The organism is Pseudomonas chlororaphis (assembly GCF_001921865.1).
Classification (GTDB): domain Bacteria; phylum Pseudomonadota; class Gammaproteobacteria; order Pseudomonadales; family Pseudomonadaceae; genus Aquipseudomonas; species Aquipseudomonas chlororaphis_D.
Genome location: NZ_MSCT01000009.1, coordinates 281542 through 302053 on the forward strand (window position 1 = coordinate 281542; position 20512 = coordinate 302053).

Annotated in this window: 18 protein-coding genes; 9 read left to right on the forward strand and 9 right to left on the reverse strand. The window is 65.6% G+C overall.

Translation table 11 applies throughout. The features are described from left to right. Window positions 1-15 precede the first annotated feature (15 nt). The 3 genes from BTN82_RS11315 to BTN82_RS11325 all read right to left on the reverse strand — a co-directional run bounded on the left by BTN82_RS11315 (window position 16) and on the right by BTN82_RS11325 (window position 5387). Window positions 16-1896: a DUF3857 domain-containing transglutaminase family protein gene (locus BTN82_RS11315; RefSeq protein ID WP_075119206.1), complete on the reverse strand. Its 1881-nt coding sequence runs from the start codon at window positions 1894-1896 to the stop codon at window positions 16-18. A 369-nt stretch (window positions 1897-2265) separates the two neighbouring features. Next, window positions 2266-3363 carry a DNA alkylation repair protein gene (locus BTN82_RS11320; protein ID WP_075119207.1) on the reverse strand — a complete coding sequence of 366 codons (1098 nt, stop codon included), beginning with the start codon at window positions 3361-3363 and terminating at the stop codon, window positions 2266-2268. A gap of 200 nt (window positions 3364-3563) precedes the next feature. Then, window positions 3564-5387 carry a monovalent cation:proton antiporter-2 (CPA2) family protein gene (locus BTN82_RS11325; RefSeq protein WP_075119208.1) on the reverse strand — a complete coding sequence of 608 codons (1824 nt, stop codon included), beginning with the start codon at window positions 5385-5387 and terminating at the stop codon, window positions 3564-3566. Window positions 5388-5662: 275 nt separating this feature from the next. Between BTN82_RS11325 and BTN82_RS11330 the strand changes: the two genes are divergently transcribed. Beyond that, on the forward strand, window positions 5663-7306 hold the full coding sequence (locus BTN82_RS11330; RefSeq protein ID WP_075119209.1) for an ABC1 kinase family protein: 1644 nt from the start codon (window positions 5663-5665) through the stop codon (window positions 7304-7306). A gap of 27 nt (window positions 7307-7333) precedes the next feature. On the opposite strand, the gene BTN82_RS11335 is transcribed toward BTN82_RS11330, so the two are convergent. Together BTN82_RS11335 and BTN82_RS11340 are read right to left on the reverse strand one after the other, a co-directional pair. Continuing rightward, window positions 7334-7753, reverse strand: a complete 420-nt coding sequence (locus BTN82_RS11335; protein WP_075119210.1) for a hypothetical protein — start codon at window positions 7751-7753, stop codon at window positions 7334-7336. Then, complete coding sequence (locus BTN82_RS11340; protein ID WP_075119211.1) at window positions 7734-8870, reverse strand: polymorphic toxin type 44 domain-containing protein; 1137 nt, start codon at window positions 8868-8870, stop codon at window positions 7734-7736. Before BTN82_RS11340 ends, BTN82_RS11335 begins: the two co-directional genes overlap by 20 nt. A gap of 180 nt (window positions 8871-9050) precedes the next feature. Between BTN82_RS11340 and BTN82_RS11345 the strand changes: the two genes are divergently transcribed. Next, on the forward strand, window positions 9051-9389 hold the full coding sequence (locus BTN82_RS11345) for an FKBP-type peptidyl-prolyl cis-trans isomerase (RefSeq protein ID WP_075119212.1): 339 nt from the start codon (window positions 9051-9053) through the stop codon (window positions 9387-9389). A 12-nt stretch (window positions 9390-9401) separates the two neighbouring features. Here BTN82_RS11345 and BTN82_RS11350 read toward each other — a convergent pair whose 3' ends face one another. From BTN82_RS11350 to BTN82_RS11370, 4 genes are all read right to left on the reverse strand, one after another. Continuing rightward, window positions 9402-10715 (reverse strand): diguanylate cyclase domain-containing protein, encoded by a 1314-nt coding sequence (locus BTN82_RS11350; RefSeq protein WP_081375444.1) that lies wholly within the window; start codon window positions 10713-10715, stop codon window positions 9402-9404. Between the two features lie 266 nt (window positions 10716-10981). Next, on the reverse strand, window positions 10982-11929 hold the full coding sequence (locus BTN82_RS11360) for an alpha/beta fold hydrolase (RefSeq protein WP_075119213.1): 948 nt from the start codon (window positions 11927-11929) through the stop codon (window positions 10982-10984). 94 nt (window positions 11930-12023) lie between these two features. Then, window positions 12024-12371 carry an antibiotic biosynthesis monooxygenase family protein gene (locus BTN82_RS11365; RefSeq protein ID WP_075119214.1) on the reverse strand — a complete coding sequence of 116 codons (348 nt, stop codon included), beginning with the start codon at window positions 12369-12371 and terminating at the stop codon, window positions 12024-12026. Continuing rightward, window positions 12368-13516, reverse strand: coding sequence for a cytochrome P450 (locus tag BTN82_RS11370; protein WP_075119215.1), 1149 nt, complete (start codon window positions 13514-13516; stop codon window positions 12368-12370). The genes BTN82_RS11365 and BTN82_RS11370 overlap by 4 nt, the downstream gene beginning before the upstream one ends. An 82-nt stretch (window positions 13517-13598) precedes the next feature. Here BTN82_RS11370 and BTN82_RS11375 point away from each other — a divergent pair, with 82 nt between their 5' ends. From BTN82_RS11375 to BTN82_RS11405, 7 genes are all read left to right on the forward strand, one after another. Further along, window positions 13599-14369, forward strand: coding sequence for an ArsR/SmtB family transcription factor (locus BTN82_RS11375; protein WP_075119216.1), 771 nt, complete (start codon window positions 13599-13601; stop codon window positions 14367-14369). A gap of 42 nt (window positions 14370-14411) precedes the next feature. Then, window positions 14412-14909 carry an AAA family ATPase gene (locus BTN82_RS11380; protein WP_075119217.1) on the forward strand — a complete coding sequence of 166 codons (498 nt, stop codon included), beginning with the start codon at window positions 14412-14414 and terminating at the stop codon, window positions 14907-14909. A gap of 850 nt (window positions 14910-15759) precedes the next feature. Further along, window positions 15760-17169 (forward strand): circularly permuted type 2 ATP-grasp protein, encoded by a 1410-nt coding sequence (locus BTN82_RS11385; RefSeq protein ID WP_075119218.1) that lies wholly within the window; start codon window positions 15760-15762, stop codon window positions 17167-17169. Window positions 17170-17172: 3 nt separating this feature from the next. Beyond that, the gene (locus BTN82_RS11390) at window positions 17173-18123 is read left to right on the forward strand and encodes an alpha-E domain-containing protein (RefSeq protein ID WP_075119219.1); all 951 of its coding nucleotides are present in this window, start codon (window positions 17173-17175) and stop codon (window positions 18121-18123) included. Further along, a complete protein-coding gene (locus BTN82_RS11395) occupies window positions 18120-18917 on the forward strand; it encodes a transglutaminase domain-containing protein (protein WP_075119220.1) in 798 nt (265 codons plus the stop codon). Before BTN82_RS11390 ends, BTN82_RS11395 begins: the two co-directional genes overlap by 4 nt. Window positions 18918-19060: 143 nt before the next feature. Further along, the gene (locus BTN82_RS11400) at window positions 19061-19357 is read left to right on the forward strand and encodes a DUF6388 family protein (protein ID WP_075119221.1); all 297 of its coding nucleotides are present in this window, start codon (window positions 19061-19063) and stop codon (window positions 19355-19357) included. Window positions 19358-19540: 183 nt separating this feature from the next. Then, window positions 19541-20422, forward strand: a complete 882-nt coding sequence (locus BTN82_RS11405) for an N-acetylmuramoyl-L-alanine amidase (protein WP_075119222.1) — start codon at window positions 19541-19543, stop codon at window positions 20420-20422. Window positions 20423-20512: the final 90 nt, after the last annotated feature.

A 20512-nucleotide genomic window follows, 5' to 3' on the forward strand; every position in this document is an offset into this window, starting at 1 on the left:
CGACCTTCGGGCGGATCAGGTGTTCTTCCCGGCTGCCTTGAGCTGGACCAACTGCCGCGTCTGTTCGGCGCATGCCTTGGCCTGGCCGACCATGGCGTCGAACGGCGCACTGATGATTTCGTCGTGGCTCAGCCAGCGTTTTTTCTGGCTCAGGCGGTAGTGGTAGCGGTACTCGCCCTTGACCCGTTCGCTGCGCAGGTCCATGTCGAACCAGGGCGAGCGCACGTTGCAGGCCTGGATGTCCTTGTCCAGCCGGGCGCCGGAGAGGGTGAAGCTGTAGCGCAGGGTGTAGGTGTCGCCGATGTACAGGTCCGCCAGTTGGCCGTTGCGGCGGTAGTTGACCAGGAAGTCCCAGTCGCCCTCCAGGGCCGGGGCCTTGTAGAAGTAGTTGCCGGAGATGTTTTCCAGTGGCTTGAGGTCGGTCAGGGAGGCCTTGACCTTATAGGTCTTGGGGGTGACGAAGGCGGTCGGTTCGCGCTGGATCTGGCAGTCGCGCAGTTCCCGGGTGAAGCGTTCGCACAGGCTCTGGTCGTTGCTGGCGATACCGTTCTGGCTGTCGGCGACCATCAGCTGCATCAATTCCATGTTGCTGAATTCGATACGTGCGTTGACCCGGGCCTGGCCGTTGCTGTCGAAATGCTCCTGCTTGTCCAGCACCAGGCTGGTGTCCGGCGCTTCCAGGGGGATGTAGTCCTCGCGCACCTGGCCGTTGGCGTCGCTGACAAAGGCCCAGCGCTCCTGGATATCGGGCATGCTGCGGCCCGGGTTGAACACCGGGTTGGTCGGGTCCAGCCACCACACCTTGCCGTCGACCTCGGCCCGCACGATGGCGTGGTTCGGCGCATGGGTGCCGGGGATCAGCATCGGCGCCGCGACATTCTCGCGGCTGACCCAGGCCGTCTCGGCCTTGATCCCGCTGGCCTTAAGCATCGCGGCCAGGAGTATCGCCAGGTCTTTGCAGTCGCCGTAGCCGCGCTGTTCGATCTGCGCCAGCTCGAAGGGCACGTAGCCGCGCTCGGTGGCGCGCCAGTCGCCCAGGTAGCGGTAGTTGTCGGCGATGTACTGCATCAGCCCGGCCACTCGTTCGGCCGGCGGCAGGTCGCGCAGGCCGGCGACCGCCTTGGCCCCGGCGGGCGGCAGGCTGGCGCCGAGGATCTGCTGGTAGCGCTGGGCCAGGGGGCCGAAATACTCCCGCACGTCGGTGCTGCTGCCCAGCTCGACCCGCGGCACGCGCTGGATGAAGCCGATCGAGGGTTCGTTGATGTAGTTGAGGTAGACCGGCGCCTTCTGCTCGATGGTGAGTTTTTTCCGGTCGGCGGAGGCGCTGAAGCGATAGTCGTCCATCTGCTCGCTGCGCCAGATGATCGGGCGCGTGGCGCGGTAGGTGATCTTGAAACTGTCCTGGCGCACGGGCTTGGGGCCGAATTGCAGGATCGCGTGGAACTCTCCCAGCAGCGGTTTGGCCGCGTAGTGTTGGCGCACGGTGTAGCTGATCCGGGTGCCGACGCGCAGGTTGGGGAAGGCCAGCGACGTCTGTTTCTCGCGCAGGAAACCCTGTTCCGGGTTGGGCGCGGTGCGGGTATCGATCTGCCCCGATGCCAGCGCGAGGGGCTTGCCGCCCGGCTGGGTGGACTCGGCCTTGAGCAGTTCGAAGCCATCGGTCTCGGCGGAGCTGAAGTCGATACGCGACAGCATCTCCCGGCCCGCCGACGTCAGGATGGTGTAGTGCTGGGTGGTGGTGCAGTCGCTGCTGTGGTCGGCATTGAACTGGCATTCCATCTCGGACGCGGCGGCCAGGGCGGCTTCCGATTGCGGTTGGTAGGCCGCGCAGGCCTGCCAGGAGAGCAGCCCCAGACCGGCGCAGATCAGGGGGCGGTAAAACACAGAACGGGACATGGGCGCCTCGGGTGAATCAGTGAAATCAGCCACGTCGCGTAGCGCGAATCGCGCGCCAGGGGCGGGTGGCAAACGGGGGAGGCGCCAAATGATAATTTATCGCAATACCGATTGACAGCATTGTCTGACAATGTGTCCCGCTGAAAGGCCCGGAATAGAGCGGTTCTGTTCGTTCGGTCGGAGCGTTTTCGCGCGAATCGAGACGCTGCGGTGGACGCCAGCGGTCCTGCCCGCGATCCGGCGCTAGCCCCCGGCGGATAAGGCACAAAGCCCTATCCGCGGGCGCCAGCGTGGCGGGCGGTTTGCGTTATTTTGTCGCGGGCGTTTTTTTAGCGGTTTTTGCGAAATATTTTGTTACGAAGTTCGGGTTCATGCCTGGATCTCGAACGCGGTGCTGCCCAGGCGTTCGCCGTTGACCAGGATGTGCAGCGCATGCCGGCCGGGATAGTGGCGGCGGGTGGTCAGCTCGCGGATGTGCTGGGCGCGGCCCAGTGGCTCCCGGGCCTTGGCGGGCAGGGTGAAGGTCTTGAGCTTGAAGACCTTGGCGCTGGTGCCGCCTGAAGCCTTGACGTAGTCGATGGCGTAATCGACCACCAGGCGCTGGCTGGCGTCGGCGGTGGACTCGAGGGCGAAGGACAGGTTGATCCGTTCCCCGAGGCGAATCGTCGCCGGCTCCACCCGCAGGCCGTGCAGCGTTACCTGCGGCGCTTGCCCGGCGCCGACGATGGCCAGCGCCCGGCGGTTGCCCTGCTTGATCAGGCTGCGCAGGGCGTGGCGGACGATCCAGGCGGTGTGCGGATGGTCCAGGGACCAGCCTTCGAGCCGCTCCAGCACCCAGTCGGGGTGGTCCTTGGTGATGTCGTTGAGGTGGTTGGCCACCGACTTGCGCACGTACAGGCTGGGGTCGGCCTTGAGGCATTCGAGGATCGGCGCGGCGAGTTCAGGGTCGGCCTGGATCGCCTCCAGGCGGAACGACCAGGGCAGGCGCGGGCGACAGCCTTCGCTGGCCAGGCGCCGCACATGTTCGTTGGCGTCCAGCGCCCACTCGCGCAGCACCGCCAGGGTGCGCGGCAGGTCGCTGGCGAGGAACGGGCGGATGGCGAATTCCGAGGAGCCGAAGGCGGTGAAGTATTTCAGCGCGGCCATCGAGCGCTCGAAATCATCGCCGCCGTGGCTGGCCACGTAGTGCGGCAGGAACATGCAGACGAAACGGCTGTTCAGGCGCGGGGCCAGGGCATGCAGCCGGGCGAGATTGGCCTTGTGGTCCGCCGGCAGCACGGCGTGCAGGCTGTCGCTGACCCGCGCCAGGCGTTGCATCACCGAGAGCTCGGCCAGGTCCTGTTGCGCGTGTTCGAGAAAGCCCGGGCGATCGAAGTCCGGGTACACCGCGAGCATCTGCTCGGCGATGTGTTCCAGGCGTTCGACGTTGAAGATTTCCTTGAGGGCGGGGTTGCTGGCGGCGGTCATCGGCGGGTCCATTGGCAGGCGGGGCGCCAGCACTGTAGCGCAGCGGGCTGACAGAGTGTGTCAGGAGCGCCGCGTGTCCTGTAGGAGCGAGGCTTGCCCGCGATGGCGTCGTATTTGACCCACCGCGGCGCCTGCATCGCCAGCAAGCTTGGCTCCTACAGGTTTGGCGCCAGGCACGGAAACAGGTCGCGGCCCGATGTTCAGCGCGGCGGCGGCAGCACCCCGTCGGCCTGTTCGTCCTCGGCGTCGGCCTCGAACAACCGCGCCAATTCGGCCCGGGCTTCCTGGGCCGATTGCAGGATTTTCGCGTGGTCGTCGTAGATCGCGTGCTGGGTTTCCAGCACCTGTTCGTCGTGGGCGGTGAAGCGCTTGATCCGCGAGTCCGCCTGGGCGTGGGTCAGGCCCAGGCCGATCAGCGCCTTGCGGCTCATTTCCAGGCTGGAGTAGTAGGTTTCCCGCACCGCCTCGGCGCCCAGGTCCACCAGTTTGTGCACGTGCTGGCGGTTGCGCGCGCGGGCGATGATCTTGATGTGCGGGTAGAGCTTGCGCACCACCGCGGCGGTGTTGATGTTGGTCTGTGGGTCGTCGGTGGCGATGACGAAGTATTCCGCTTCGCCGACCTTGGCCGCCTTGAGGATCTCCGCGCGCATCGGGTCGCCGTAGAACACCGGCATGCCGCCGAAGCTGCGGGTCAGCTCGATGGTGTCGACCGAGGTGTCGAGGGCGACGAAGGGGATTTTCTGCGCCCGCAGGATCCGCGCGACGATCTGCCCCATGCGGCCCATGCCGGCGATCACCACCCGCGGCGCATCGGTGGCGATCTCACGGTATTCGGCAGGCATCTCCACGGGCTTGGCCTTGGGTTGCAGGAAGCGCGCGCAACCCAGGAGCAGCAGCGGGGTCACGGCCATGGACAGGGTGATGGTCAACACCAGCAGGTCGTACAGGCGCGGCTCGAACAGACCTTGGTCGCGGCCGATCTTGAACACCACGAAGGCGAATTCGCCGCCGGCCGCTAGCACCACGCCCAGGCGCACCGCGCTCAAGCGCCCGAGGCCGCCGGCCAGGCGCCCGACCACGTACAGCAGCGGCAGCTTGAGGCCGATCAGCAGCAGGGTCAGGCCCAGCACCGCCAGCGGCGCGCTGAACAGCAGGCCGATATTGGCGCCCATGCCGACGCTGATGAAAAACAGCCCCAGCAGCAGGCCCTTGAAGGGTTCGATCTGCGCTTCCAGTTCGTGGCGGTACTCCGAGTCGGCCAGCAGCAGGCCGGCGAGGAAGGCGCCGAGGGCCATGGACACGCCGACCATGTCCATCAGCCACGCGGTGCCGATCACCACCAGCAGCGCGGTGGCGGTGGAGACTTCCGGCAGGCCGGTGCGCGCCACGATGCGGAACACCGGACGCAACAGGTAGCGCCCGCCGATCACCACCACGGCGATGCTGCCCAGGATTTGCAGGCCGTGGCGCAGGTCCTCGGCGCTGCTGGTGTTGTGGTCGACCCCGGCGAGCACCGGGACCATGGCGATCAGCGGGATCGCCGCGATGTCCTGGAACAGCAGGATGGCGAACGCCAGGCGGCCGTGGGGGCTGGTCAGTTCCTTGCGCTCGGCCAGGCTCTGCAGGCCGAAGGCGGTGGACGACAGGGCCAGGCCGAGGCCGAGCACGATCGCGCTGTTCAGCGGCTGGCCGAACAGGAACAGCGCCACGCAGCCGATCACCACCCCGGTCAGCAGCACCTGGGCCAGGCCGACGCCGAACACCGCTTTGCGCATCACCCACAGGCGGCGCGGCGACAGCTCCAGGCCGATGATGAACAGCAGCAACACCACCCCCAGCTCCGAGACATGGCTGATGCTCTGCGGATTGCCCACCAGCCCCAGCACCGCCGGGCCGATGATCACCCCAGCCAGCAGATAGCCGAGCACGGCGCCCAGTTGCAGGCGCTTGGCCAGGGGGACGGTCAGCACCGCCGCGAACAGAAACACGACAGCGGCTTGCAGCAGGTTGCCTTCATGGGGCATGGGCTTACTCCTGGAAAAACGGGTATTGGGTGGTGCGAAAAAACCGCGGCTGCGCCTCAGGCAACCGTTTGGCCCGCAGGTTCCGTTGGGGCCTGGCCGCGTAGCATAAAGTCTGCGTCGTGCCTTCGTCAGCTGTCTGCTGCCGGCGGCATGGGGTAGCGCGCTACAGAGTGACCGGAACTGAAGTCTTTCTGGTGAATGATTGGCCGGCGCCGCGGTCGGACTCTGGTAACCCGCCATTTCCCCGACCCACCCGTTGAAGGATCACCCCGGCCATGCTCGAACCCACCTGGACCGCCCTCAAGCACCATAAGCGGGTGCATCAGATTATCGCCGTGCTGGCGGCGTTCGGCGCCCAGGACGTGCTGCTGCGCCTGGGGCTGGGGCGTCTCTTGGGCGAGTCGCCGGCCGCCGGCGAGGCCCGGCCGCAGGATTCGACGCCGCAGCGGGTGCGCCTGGCCCTGGAAAAACTCGGGCCGACCTTTATCAAGCTCGGGCAGATCCTCGCCAGCCGCAGCGATATCCTGCCGCCGCACTGGATCAGCGAACTGGAGGCGTTGCACAGCAGCGCCGCGACCGTGCCCTGGAGCACATTGCAGGGCCAGGTGCGCGAGGACCTGGGCTGCGAGCTGGACCAGGTGTTCGCCGAGTTCGACACCGAGCCCCTGGCGGCGGCCTCCATCGCCCAGGTCTATCGCGGCCGTTTGCTTAGCGGCGAGGAGGTGGTGGTCAAGGTCCAGCGCCCGGGCCTGCGGCGCAAGATGAGCGCCGACCTGCAGCTGTTGGAAGGCATGGCCATGCTGGTGGAGGAGAGCGCCGCGCTGGCCCATTACCAGCCGCGGCAGCTGGTCCGGCAACTGGCCCGGGCCATGCTCGAAGAACTCGACTTCACCCAGGAAGGCCAGCACTGCGATACGGTGGCGGCGAATTTCGCCGACCAGCCGCAGATTGCCATCCCGCGTATCCACTGGCGCTACAGCAGCCAGCGCCTGCTGGTCCAGGAGTTTTTGCCCAGCCATACGCCGCTGGAGCGCCAGGCCCTGATCGAGCAAGGCCTGGACCCGAGCCTGCTGGCCCAGCGCGGGGCCCAGGCGTTTATCAAGATGCTGCTCGAAGACGGCCTATTCCATGGCGACCCGCACCCCGGCAACCTGCGGGCGATGGATGACAACCGCGTCGGTTTTATCGATTTCGGCATGGTCGGCCGCCTCGACGAGCGTCGCCGCCTGGAGGTCATGGGCTTTATGCGCGCCATGACCGAGGGCAGCACCGAAGCGCTGGTGGCGGTGCTGATCGACTGGAGCGGCGAGCAGGTGCACGAGCTGTCCGCCATCGAACAGGCGGCGCGCGAATTCATGGGCCGGCACGGCGGCAAGGCGCTGAAGATGAGCGCGATGATCGAAGACTTTCTTGGCCTGATGCGCGAATACCAACTGCTGTTGCCGGCCGACCTGCTGGTGCTGTTCAAGGCGCTGGTCACCGCCGACGGCGTGCTCACCCGGCTCGACCCGCAACTGGACCTGATCGCCGCCGCGCGCCCGGCGATCAGCAAGATGCTCAAGGATCAGTTCAGTTGGAAACTCGCCCGCCGCCTGGGTCTGGACGGCCTGGAACTGGGGCGTGGGGTCGCCGTCGAACTGCCGCAACTGACCCGCCTGCTGATCAACCGCCTGAAACACGGCGTGCTCGACCTGCGCCTCGACATGCCCGGCGTCGAACGCCTGGAAAAATCCCTGCGCCTGGCCTCGACCCGGCTGTCCCTGGCCCTGTTGACCAGCGCGTTATTGATCGCCTTCGGCCCGCAGATCGCCGCGGCCGCGCCGAGTTGGCAGGGGCTGTCGCTGGTGGGTTGGCTGGCGGGCGTGGCGACCGTGGGTGGGTTGTTGGCGTTTGTCTGGAGTTTGTTCAGGGGGAAGTGAGGGGAGGGGCGAGGAGAGGAAATGCCTTCAGGGTTTAAACGTTCCTCCCTGGCATGGCAGGATCCGGTCCTTGTCTGTACCGCTGTTTTCGCTGTAATCAATGTCGCCGTTCGCATCGAGGTAGATCTGGGTATTGGGCCACTTGGGCTCGATACTGACGCAGTGGTGGCGAGTGTTCTTGCCCCACCAATCGACCTCCATGAAAAACCCTTTGCCAGGGGCCAAATGACCGTAGTCCGTAATGGAACCGCCTGGCGGCAGAGCGCCTTTGTCTATCCGATGCTGCACATTCCAGATGTACCTGAGCACTTCTTTGCCGTCTTTGGGGTAATGCACGGTTGCGGAGGGTAAGACGGCGATCCGTCCGAGAAAGATTGCCAGGGGCACCAACGGAATCAGTAGCAGCCACAGACATCCCGAACGTGATTTAGCGGCACTTGTGGACATCGATTCCTTTCCCCCAATCCGTAGGTGGCACTGCCAGTACTTCGTCCATGATCATCTTTGCCGTGATGCCTCCGTGGGGGTGCCGCCTGTAGAGTTTTATACCGATACCGATCGCCACTCTATCAGCAACGTCGTCCCATGATCGCAGGGCTGTCCATGGGCTGGCTGTCGGATGGGGGCCCAGGTGTGTCCATTCGTCCTTGGGTTTTGTTACCCACTCGTCGGCCTTTCTCAGGGTATCCGAGGCGATTTGTTCGGCCCCTGCGCCATCCAGCAAGACGCTTTCGGAAAGCCCTCCCGCAGTGCCTACATAGCCATAGTGGATGTTCGACCAGATATCGTAAAAATAGATGTGCTCACCGTGCTTGTGCCACACCACGCCGTTGTACATCGCCCGCAGTTTTGGTTTGTGGTCCCAGGGGCGATTCTGTCCTACTCGTTCCGTCCAAATGGCGAGAGCCTTGGCTCTCTTGCCCAGCGCCAAACTATAGAAATCAGGTCTTTGACCGAGGCGGAGATAGAAAGGGAGTGCCCTGTATTTCCGTGTTTCCTCGGTCGGGCTAAAGCTATTCAGAGCCTTCATCTGTCGAACGGACGGACCATTGACGTGGACGTTCATTTCACCTGCGATATAGCTCGCCAGCGCTTCCAGCTGGTCCGGGTGATGACAAGGAAAAGGTTGCTTGGGGGCGCCCCTGGAATCTACGAGTGCATTCGCTGCCGCGGCCTTTTCCGTCAGTCGCGGATCGGCCAGCAGAGCCGTCATACGTTCATCATCCACCGATCCATCGGCACGGATGGCCCCGAGGAGGGCGAAATTGATGATGGTTGCTCCTGGCGGAGCGCCCATGACGAACCCACCGAACGTATCGCCCGACCCGCTGACAATCACGCCGCCATGGCTGGTCGGGCTGCCCAGGTGCGCCAGTGGCCGTCCGTTGATCAGGATCGAAGGAAAACCCGTGGTGATGACCGCGCCGCAACCGCACCTGTCGCCCACGCGAGCGGCGCCCATGGCGTTGATAATCACATCGGCGGCGGCGCTGGCAATCGGCGTTGTGCCGTGCCCCGGCAGCGGGCAGGCATGCTTGTCGCCCAGTCGAGCGGTGGCAATCATCGGGCGTCCTTGCGTGGCTTCTGGAGGAAGGCCGCAAGACTGGCTCGACGGATTGCATGGCGTCTGTGGGACGATTCTTAAAATGCCTCGGCCCGCCGCGGCAGCAAGGCCGGGTGAAATTTGCTATTTTGCGCACCCTCGGCGGCCATTGCCGGCCGCTATCAAGCAGAGAGTGAGTGGATGAGCGAGTCGTTGCAGGTCATCGATATTGAAGTGGGCGAGGGCAAGGCGGCGGTCAAGGGAGCCTTGATCACCACCCAGTACCGCGGTTTCCTCGAAGACGGCACGCCCTTCGACTCTTCCTGGGAGCGCGGCAAGCCGTTCCAGTGCGTGATCGGCACCGGGCGGGTGATCAAGGGCTGGGACCAGGGCCTGATGGGCATGAAGGTCGGCGGCAAGCGCAAGCTGCTGGTGCCGGCGCACCTGGGTTATGGCGAACGCGCCATGGGCAAGATCCCGGCCAATGCCAACCTGGTGTTCGAGATCGAGTTGCTGGAAGTCCTGACCCGCGACGACTGACGGCGCTGCTTGTCAGCGGCCCAGGCGATACTGGTTGTTGCCGCTGCGCTTGGCTTCGTACATGGCCAGGTCGGCGATGTGGATCAGCTTGTCCATGCTCGGCGCATGGTCGGGGAAGACCGCGACCCCCAGGCTGCTGCCGATGGAGTGCTGGTCGCCGCCGATGGTCACTGGCGGCGCCAGTTCGAGGAAAATCTTCTTGCAGATGGCATGGGCTTCGTCCTGCAGGCTCTTGCCGCCCGGCAAGCCTTCCAGGATCACCACGAACTCGTCGCCGCCGATCCGCGCCACGGTGTCCGACACCCGTAGCATGTTCTGCAAGCGCTTGGCCGTGGTGGCCAGCACCCGGTCCCCGGCGGCGTGGCCGTACCGATCGTTGATGGCCTTGAAACCGTTGAGATCGACGAAGACCAGCGCCACCCGGGTGTCGTTCAGCCGTGCCTGTTCCAGGGCCCGGGACAGCCGGTCTTCCAGGACCAGGCGATTGGGCAGGCCGGTCAGGGTGTCGAAGTGCGCCAGGTGGTGCAACTGGTGGACCGAGTTGCGTTCTTCGGTGATGTCGCGCACCACGCCCATCATCTTCACCGTCGTGTCGTGCACGTTCTTCACCACGTTGCCGGTCTCGCGCAGCCAGTGCACGCTGCCGTCGGGCCAGATCACGCGGTATTCCTCGTCATGGTTCTGCCCGGTTTCCAGGCAGCGGACCTCGCCGGCCCGTACCTTGGCCCGGTCATCCGGGTGCACGCAGGAGCAGAACAGCTCATAGGACGGGACCACCTCGCCGACCTTGAAGCCGAACATGCCGTAGATGGCCTCCGACCAGAACAGTTTTTCGGTGCCCACATCCCAGTCCCAGGTGCCGATGCGGGCGAAGTACTGGCTGCGTTTATAACGTTCGGCGTCGTCGAGCTGGCCTGTGGGGGCGGGGGCCGGGTGGATCAGCAGCAGCCGCTCGCCGCCCTGGGGGGCGGGCAGGCAGGTGAGGTCCAGCGAGAGGAGTTCGCCGCCGTTGCGCACGACCCGCACGCGCGGATGCCGGCCTGCGGCGCAGGCCGGGTCGAGGTCGGGCAGCCAGTGTGCCAGGGACGTGCCGGCGAGCAGGTTATCGGTCCTGGCCTGGCTGGCGGGGGCCAGGAGTTTGCGGGCGGCCGTGTTGTGCTGACGCACGGTGCCTGCCGCGTCGACGACCAGCACGCTGTCGGGCAAGCCCTCGAGCAATGTGCGATAACGCTTGAGTTGCCGGCGCGCGACATGCTCGCGGTGCAGCAGCGCCCCCACCAGCAACAGCGCCAGTGCCGCGCCGAGGCCAAGTTGATACGGAGTCATTGAGCAGGGTGCTGCATGTCAGGGGGTGTCCGGCGATTAAGTAGCACTTAGCAATCTTAATCCACATGGCGTTTTTCGCAGCAGCTTTTCCAGAGGTTGCCGGCACGCTCAAGGGGCACGGTTATGTAGCGAATGGGCAGGCAGTGATCGGCGGTTCAGCGTGCGCAGACTTCGGCAGATCGCGTGACGCAGGCCATCCAATGTCCGCTGTCCTTGCCCGGTTCCGAGTAGTCATCATCAGACTGCCTCGTACATTGAACAGGGCGTCAGGCATGGTTTCTCCCAAGAAACGCCAGCAACCGCCGATTGACCTCTTCGGCCCGTTCGCTCTGGATCCAGTGCCCGCAATCCTTCAGCCGATGCTGTTCCAGGTGCGGCACCTTGCCGGGCATACGCTCCAGGGTCCGGGCTTCCAGTTGGCCCACCGGGTCGCGGTCGCCGATCATGAACAGCGTGGGTTGGGTCACCTGGCATTCGCCCAGGTGCGCGGTGCGTTGCCAGTTGCGCTCGAAGTTGCGGTACCAGTTCAGGGCGCCGCGAAAGCCGCGCCCGGCAAAGGTGCGGCGGTACTCTGCGAAGTCCTCGGCGCTGCACCAGGCGGGCGGCGCCTGATGCGCCGGCATGCCGTCGAACAGCCGGGCCTGGGGGCTTTTGGCGTCCAGCAGGCGTTCGCAGTCGTGCATGAAGTGCAGCAGGGTTCGATCGATGTCGGCGTCCAGTTCCTGTTCGGCGACGCCGGGTTCCTGGAAGTACAGGATGTAGTTGAAACGCTCGGCGAACAGCTCGCGCATGGTCTCCACGGCCGGGCGTCTGGGGCGGCCGGCGAACGGCACCGAGAGGGTCGCCAGGGCCGTCACCCGCTGCGGTTCCAGCAGCGCCAGGTGCCAGGCCACCACGGCGCCCCAGTCGTGGCCGACGATGCAGGCCCGCTGCTGGCCCAGGGCATCCATCGCCTGTTGGATGTCCGCGCACAGCGTCAGCACGTCGTAGGCCGCCACGTCCTCGGGGGCGCTGCTGTCGCCGTAGCCGCGCATCTGCGGGATCAGCACCCGGTAGCCGGCGCCAGCCAGCGGCGCGATCTGTTTGCGCCACGAATACCAGCACTCGGGAAAACCGTGCAGCAGCCACACCGGCGGTCCGTCCAGCGGGCCGGCGGCGTGCACGTGCAGTTCGATGCCGTTGAGCGTCAGGGCGTGGCGGGTGGTCGGGTTCATGGTCGGGGTCCTTGTCTACGGGGCCGGATGACCCTAGCAGAAGCCCGGCGACCTTCTGAGCACCATTCATTGGCCGAATGAGCGTCCCGCCGTATTACCCGGCATGGGCCTGGCGGCTGTCCGCCGGCGCTTGCTGGCGTTGGTCCAACCCGTAGTCGCGGGCCACCGCGGCGACCCGCAGCCGGTAATCGGCGAACAGCTGCGTGCGCCCCAGGGCCTGGGCCCCGCGATGCCGTTCCAGGGCGCGCCAGGCGGCGACGGCCTGCTCGTCGCGCCAGAACGACAGGGACAGCAGCTTGTCCGGATCGGCGAGGCTCTGGAAGCGTTCGATGGCAATGAAGCCGTCGATCTCCAGCAGCAGCGGTTGCAGGGTGGCGGCAATGTCCAGGTAACGCTGGCGGTGGTGCGGGTGCGGCAGGACTTCGAAAATCACGGCGATCATCGGCGGGTCTCCGGCAGAGTGTGGAACAGGGGAATGCGCCCGTTGAGCGACGGTTTGTAGGTCCAGCCGACGTTGGGGCCGATCAGGTCCGTGTGTGGCAGCAGCGCGCCGACCACGGCACTGGCGATGCCCAGGGCCAGGGCCTGGCCGGGGCACTGGTGGCGGCCGCTGCCGAAGCTGAAACTGCGGCGTTCCGGGCGCTCCAGCAGCAGGCGGTCCGGCTGCGGGTTCAACTGTGGGTCGCGATTGGCCGAGGCCAGCAGCACCAGCACCACATCCCCGGGGGCGAGCGTCGCCCCGGCGAGGGTGCAGGGCGCGACGACGAAACGCCGGGTGTTCTGCACCGGCGGATCGATGCGCTGCACTTCGGCCAGCAGCAGGTCGACCCGCTCGGGCGCCGCGCGCAGTTGCGCACGTAACCGGCTATCGCCCAGCAGGGCGCAAAGGCTGTTGCCGATCAGCCCGGCGCTGGCCTCGAAGGCCTGGGACAACAGGCCGATCAGGTTGGCGATCAGACGGTCGCGCGGCTGGCCGGCAAAGCCGCTGACGATCCGCTGCAACAACGGGCTGACGGGCGCCTGATCGAGCAGGGCGGCGAACCGCACCGCCAGTTGCTCGGCCGCTCCGTGGGCGGCCGCGAGCTGCGCCGGACTGCTGGTGGGCGACAGGCAGGCGACGAAGTCCGCCGTAAGGCCGGCAAGCGCCGGCAGCGGCTGGTCGGGAAAACCCAGCAGCCCGGCGACCACCGCCACCGGCAACAGGAACTGGGCGTCGTGCAGCCTGGCGCTGGCAGCGCTCGGCAGGCCCGGCAGCAGGGCGCTTACCCGCTGGCGGAGGTCCTCGGCGTGCACCTGGCCCAGGGCCGGCTCGACGGCGGCCCGCGGGCAACGCTGGCGCTCGCCGTCGTTCATCCGCATCAGTCGGGCGAAGACCTGGCCGGCGGCGCCTTCGGCGATGGCCCGGGGCACCGGTTCATGAGCGGGGCGCACCCGGCATTGCGGGTGGGCCAGCACCGCGGCCACGGTTTCGGCGCTGCTGGCCAGCCACAGCCCCGATGCGGGGTCGAAAGCCAGTCCGGCCCGGGTCCGCAGGCTGGCGTAGTAAGGGTAGGGGTCGGCGTGGGTGACGGCGGTGAGCGGGTCCATGGCGTGCGGCCTTATTCGCGAGGGAGAAAGTGTTGCTACTATCGGCAACCTGCGAGGGGCACGATTCGTCCGGGAGCGAACTATGCATGCACAACAGCACGACAGCGCGGTATCCCAGGTCGCCGCGGCGATTGCCGAACCGGCGCGGACGAAAATGCTCTGCGCGTTGATGGATGGCCATGCGCGCACCAGCACCGAGCTGGCGGCGATCGCCGAGGTCAGCGCCTCCACGGCCAGCGCGCACCTGGGCAGGCTCAAGGAGCTGGCCCTGGTGCGCCTGCATATCCAGGGTCGCCACCGTTACTACAGCCTTGCCGACCCGCGCGTGGCCCAGGCCCTGGAGGCGCTGATGGTGATCGGCCACAACCTCGCGCCGGGCTTCAGCCCGCGTACCCCGGACCGCCTGCAGTTCGCCCGGACCTGCTACGACCATATGGCCGGCACCCTGGCGGTGCAGTTGCATGATCGCCTGCTGCAAGCCGGCTGGTTGCTGGAGCCGCAGGAGGACGCCGGGGAGTACCACGTGAGCGCGGCAGGCGTGGAGTTCTTTGCCGGGTTGGGGATCGATGCGCAGGCCCTGGCCGGCTTGCGTCGGCGCTTTGCCTGCCCGTGCCTGGACTGGAGCATGCGCCGTCCGCACCTGGGCGGTGCGCTGGGGGCCGCGTTGTTGCAGCAGGCCATCCGGCGCCAATGGCTGACCCAGGACCTGGACAGCCGGGCGCTGGGGTTGACCACGCTGGGGCGCAAGGAACTGGCCCGCCGGTTCGCCCTTCAGCTGGCCGAGCCGGCCAGCCCGGCCGCCCGCGCCGTCAGTGCTTCCAGACCGGCAAGCCCATCGGCGCGGACCTCCTGACATTCCTCTGACCTGCCTCTGCATCCGCCTGGAGCCTTCACCATGCTTATCGTCTTCAGTGGCCTGCCCGGCACCGGCAAGACCACCATCGCCCGGACCCTGGCCCGCCAGTTGGGGGCGACTTATGTGCGGGTCGACACGATCGAGCAAGCGCTGCGCAACGGCGGGTTGGCGGATGTCGGCAAGGCCGGGTACGAGGTCGCCAATGCCCTGGCCCGCAGCAACCTGGCCCTGGGGCACGCGGTGGTGGCCGACTGCGTCAATCCGGTCGACGAGAGCCGTGAGGCCTGGCGGAGCGTTGCCGAGGCCGGGCAGGTTCACCTGCTCGATGTCGAGGTGGTCTGCACGGATGCCGCCGAGCACCGACGCCGAGTGGAGAACCGCGAGCTGGACGTGCCCGGCCTGCGTCCGCCGAGCTGGCAGTCGGTGCTCGATCATGAGTACCAGCCCTGGAGCGGCGAGCGCTTGCAACTGGATACGGCGGTGCTGACGCCGGAAGATGCGGTGCGGATGATCGTTGGGCATCTGCACGTGCTTTAGCGCCAAATCGATAAACAACGCAATGTCCGCTTCAGCGGATAAATTCGGCGAACGTTAATCCTTCAGGCGCGAACCGGGCGCGGTCGAAAAGATTCGACTCGATTGTGTCCGACAGTTTTACAAACTAGCGCTGGCGCAAATCGAAAATTGCGCCAATAGTTGGCCCTGTTGGGTGTTTCGTTCATCGTTGGTGCGTTTTCCAGACCGCTAATGGTGCGCCGTTCTTTTTCTCGGCAGGCCGCATCAACTCTTGCTTTGCGCAAAGCGTTATCCGCTGCTTTGCGAAAAATCCCCTTGTCAGGGCAAAAAATCCTTCCTCGACAGTTTCTGCCCTCTTTTCGTTCGCGCCAGTGTTGTGCAACGCGGTTTTCGCGGCCCCAGGGATAAAACGTTTCAGCCTCAAGCTGGAAAGGCGTCCGTCATGGGCCGGGTCAATCTGTCGTCGCAGGGCCGTGGTTTTATCCGCGAGGATTTTATCGAGAGGGAACAGGGTTTGGGCACAGCGATTGCTAAAGCAGATAGACAGCCTTTGAATTCAAACGAAGTGTGCTGTTGAAGTTTCGGAAAACTTTCAGTTTGAAAGTTCATATTAAAACCAAAAAAGGAGGTGGCGAATTTCCATACCCAATGGACGTCAGCGCGGGCGATCCATTGCCAAAAATCCATGCGAGAAGTTTCGCCAAACGACTGGCGTCAATTAAGGGGGAGTCCCGACTGCATCGATCGGGATATTCAACACGCACAATGAGGTGCTTAACGGAACAGTATCTATCGCCCAGCGTAAGGCCCGATTTATTGAAGCAGAGCGTTTAAATAAAAAGCCGTTTAAACCACGGCGAGGAGTTGGGGTATGTCCCGTGCTTTTTTTAACGAAATGTATGATGCCAGTGGTGGCTGCCGCCCCCATTACCAGGAGTTCGCCCGGTGGCTGGCGGACACGCCCCTGGAGCTGCTGGACCAGCGTCGTCGCGAAGCCGACCTGCTGTTCCACCGCGCTGGCATCACCTTCACGTTGTACGGTGACGAGCAAGGCACTGAACGGCTGATTCCCTTCGATATCATTCCGCGCAGCATCAAGGCCAGCGAATGGCGCAACGTCGAGCGCGGCTGCATCCAGCGGGTCCAGGCCTTGAACCTGTTCTTGGCCGACATCTACCACGGGCAACGCATTCTCAAGGAAGGCATCATCCCGGCCGAACAGGTGCTGGCCAACGAGGGTTACCAGGTGGCGATGCAGGGCCTGGACCTGCACCGCAATATCTATTCGCATATCTCCGGCGTCGACCTGGTGCGCGACGGCGACGGCAGCTACTACGTGCTGGAAGACAACCTGCGTACCCCCAGCGGCGTGAGCTACATGCTCGAAGACCGCAAGATGATGATGCGCCTGTTCCCCGAGCTGTTCGCCGCGCAGCGCGTGGCGCCCATCGACCACTACCCGAACCTGTTGCTCGACACCCTGAAAAGCTCCAGCCCGCTGGACAACCCGACGGTGGTGGTGCTGACCCCCGGGCGTTTCAACAGCGCCTATTTCGAGCACGCCTTCCTTGCCCGCGAGATGGGCGTGGAGCTGGTGGAAGGCGCCGACCTGTTCGTGCGCGACGACCGGGTATTCATGCGCACCACTTCCGGCGCCCAGGCGGTGGACGTGATCTACCGCCGGCTCGACGACGCCTTCCTCGACCCCTTGTCGTTCAACCCCGACTCGATGCTCGGCGTGCCTGGGCTGATCGCCGCCTACCGTTGCGGCAACGTGGTGCTGGCCAACGCAGTGGGCACCGGGGTGGCGGACGACAAGTCGATCTACCCCTATGTCGACGACATGATCCGCTTCTACCTGAGCGAGGAACCGATCCTGAAGAACGTGCCGACCTGGCAATGCCGCAAGCCGGCGGAGCTGTCCCACGTGCTGGCCCACCTGCCGGAGCTGGTGGTCAAGGAAACCCAGGGCTCCGGCGGCTACGGCATGCTGGTGGGGCCGGCCTCCACGGCGGCGGAAATCGAAGACTTCCGCGCCCGGCTCAAGGCCCGCCCGGAGGCCTATATCGCCCAGCCGACGCTGTCGCTGTCGACGTGCCCGACCTTTGTCGAGAACGGCATCGCCCCACGACATATCGACCTGCGCCCGTTCGTCTTGTCGGGCAGCGAAACCCGCCTGGTGCCCGGCGGCCTGACGCGCGTGGCCTTGCGCGAAGGCTCGCTGGTGGTGAACTCGTCGCAGGGCGGCGGCACCAAGGACACCTGGGTAGTGGAGGATTAAGCCATGCTTTCAAGAACCGCTGCGGACCTCTACTGGATGTCCCGTTACCTGGAGCGTGCCGAGAACCTGGCGCGCATGCTCGAAGTCAGTTACTCGCTGTCGCTGATGCCCCAAGCGGGGCGCACCGACGGTCATGCCGAGCTGGCGATGTCGCTGCTGGCCGCCGGCACCCTGGACGATTACAACCAGCGCTACGGCGAGCTGAACACCGAGCGCATGCTGCATTTCTTCGCCCTCGACGAGACCAACCCCGGCAGCATCTATTGCTGCCTGCGGGCGGCGCGGACCAACGCCCACGCGGTGCGCGGGCGGATCACCGCGGACATGTGGGAAAACATCAACGCCACCTGGCTGGAAATGCGCAACATCGCCAAGAACGGCCTGGGGCGCTACGGCATCAGCCACTTCTGCGAGTGGGTCAAGGAGCGCTCGCACCTGTTCCGCGGCGCGACCTCGGGCACCATCATGCGCAACGACGCCTATTGCTTCATTCGCCTGGGCACCTTTATCGAGCGCGCCGACAACACCCTGCGCCTCTTGGACGTGCGCTTTGAGATGTTCGGCGAGGAGTCGGAGGAGGTCAGCGACAACTCGGCCCGCGGCTACTACCAGTGGAGCGCCTTGCTCCGCGCCTTGTCGTCGTTCGAGGCGTTCAACGAGATCTACCGCAACGCGCCGGGCGCCGAGCAGGTGTCCGAGATGCTGCTGTTGCGCGCCGACGTACCGCGTTCGCTGCATGCCTGCGTCGAGGAGCTGGACCAGATCCTCGCCAGCCTGCCGGGCAGCAACGGCCGCCCGGCCCAGCGCCTGGCCGCCGAGCTGAACGCGCGGCTGCGCTACACCGGGATCGACGAGATCCTCGGTTCGGGGCTGCACCTGTGGCTGACCGACTTCATTGCCCAGATCCGCCATCTGGGGCAGACCGTCCACGAATCCTACCTGGAGGTCGTATGAAACTTTCCATACGCCACGACACCACCTACAGCTACGCCGATGAAGTCTGCACCAGCATTCAGTTCCTGCGCCTGACCCCGCGGGACAGCGAGCGCCAGCGCATCCTCGAATGGCACCTGGAACTGCCGCGCCGGGTGCGCAGCCAGCTCGATCCCTACGGCAACATCCTGCATGTGCTGACCCTGGACGAGCCCCACGGCGCGATTGCCCTGACGGCCTATGGCCAGGTGGAAATCGACGAGACCCGGGAGATGGAGCACGACAGCCAGTCGCCGCTGCCATTCCTGCGCAGCAGCCCGCTGACTAAGGCCGACGCCGCCCTCGGCGCCTTTGCCGTGCAGCACTGCGGGGCGCGCCGCGACCGCGCGGCACTGATCGAGCTGATGCATGCCCTGGCCGGGCACATGGCCTACAGCCCGGGCGCGACCACGGTGGACACCACCGCGGCCGAGGCCTTCGCCGGGCGGGTCGGGGTCTGCCAGGACCACACCCATGCTTTCCTGGCCTGCGCCCGCAGCCTGGGGATCGCCGCGCGTTACGTCTCCGGCTACCTGTGCACCGAGGACGAAAGCCACCTGGCCAGCCACGCCTGGGCGGAGGCCTGGATCGACGACGGCTGGTACAGCTTCGACGTGACGAATCAACTGGCCCGGCCCGAGCGGCACCTGAAACTGGCGATCGGCCTCGATTACCTCGACGCCTGCCCGGTGCGCGGCATGCGCCGCGGCGGCGGGGCCGAGCGCATGCTGGCGCGGGTCCAGGTGAACTCGATGTTCCAGGTCCAGCACCAGTAAGCGCGACCCTTCACCCGCACCGGGCGTGCCGTAGCGCGGCATGCCCTCATCCCCGGATGCGCCGCCATGGCGCGGCCGTGCCCCGTTTCTGGCTGGGCGGCCGCGTGCGGCCCGTCCAGTGCTGACGATTGTCGATACGGCTTATGTCGCTCAACGAAGACCGCAATGCCTTGGCCCTGGAAATCTTCATCGACCAACGCTGCGACGTGCGCCGGTGGCTGGCAGGGCTGCCGGCCGCCCAACGCAGTGCCGCGGCCCAGCAGGCTTTCGACGAAGCGGCCGCGGCCCAGGGCCTGGCACCCTGGGAGTTGAGCCTGCAGCTGCTGGCCCGTTCGCCGGAGGAGCTTCGGGCCTGGCGCCTCGAGGCACACCGGGAAATCGCCGACTTCGCCACTATGGCCTGGAGCGAGTATTGCGCCCTGAACCGGCTCGACGAGTAGGCCGCCTGGCTGGCGGCCGATTCAAGGCTTTTAGGACTTATCTTAAAGACAGCGCTTTCTTCATGCCCCTAGCATTCAAGCCCCCCGCATAAAACCACAAGAACAATGACGGACCGTGGTTAATACATGTCGTCTTCCGAACAGGGGCGGGGGGAACAGGAAGGCAACGTTCAAGGGCGGGTTATGAAGAAGTACACGGTAGGCCTGGGCCTCTTATTGGCACTGGCCGGTTGTAGCAGCACCAAAGACACCCACAACGCGACACTGACGGAGAAAAACGGTTACGTCCTCTCGAAGGGCGAGAGGTCGGTCGCCAAGAACAACCGGATTCGTTTCCTGGTCCTGCACTACACGGCGCTCGATCAGCAGCAGTCCCTGGAAGTCCTCACGCAATCGGACCTGGTCAGCGCGAACTACCTGATCGCCGACCAGCCGCAGTCGCACAAGGGCCTGCCGATTGCCCTGCAACTGGTCGACGACCACGACCGCGCCTGGCACGCCGGCGTAAGCCAGTGGAAAAACCGCAGCAACCTGAACGACACCTCGCTCGGCATCGAGATCGTCAACGCCGGCTGGGACAAGGACACCGGGAAATTGCTGGGCGAACCCTACAACGAGCGCCAGATCGAGCTGCTGATCAGCCTGAGCCGCGACCTTATCGAGAAGTACGACATACAGCCGACCGACGTTGTCGGGCACTCGGACATCGCCCCCGGGCGCAAGATCGATCCGGGGCCGTTCTTCCCCTGGCAGCGCCTCGCCGAAGCGGGGATCGGCGCCTGGCCCGACGAGCAACTGACCAACGACTACCTGGCGCGCTTCGAGCTGGCGCCGCCGACCATGCTGCAAGTGGCCAAGGCCCTCGAGGTCTACGGCTATGGCTATCTGGACGAGCAGATGGACGACGTGGTCAGGGCCTTCCAGATGCGCTTCCACCCGCAAAGCGTGACCGGGGTGGTCGATATCAAGACCGCGGCGATCCTGTTTTCCCTGGTCGACAAGTACTACGGAAAGCAGAAGGCGGTCGATATTCTCCTGCCGCCGAACGTGGCCGCCGTCGGCTAGGGGCAGCGGTTGGCGCCCTGGGGCGCGCCCATGAAAAAGCCCACCCTTCGCAGCAGCGAAGGGCGGGCTTTTTGGTACGGGCAGGGTGTC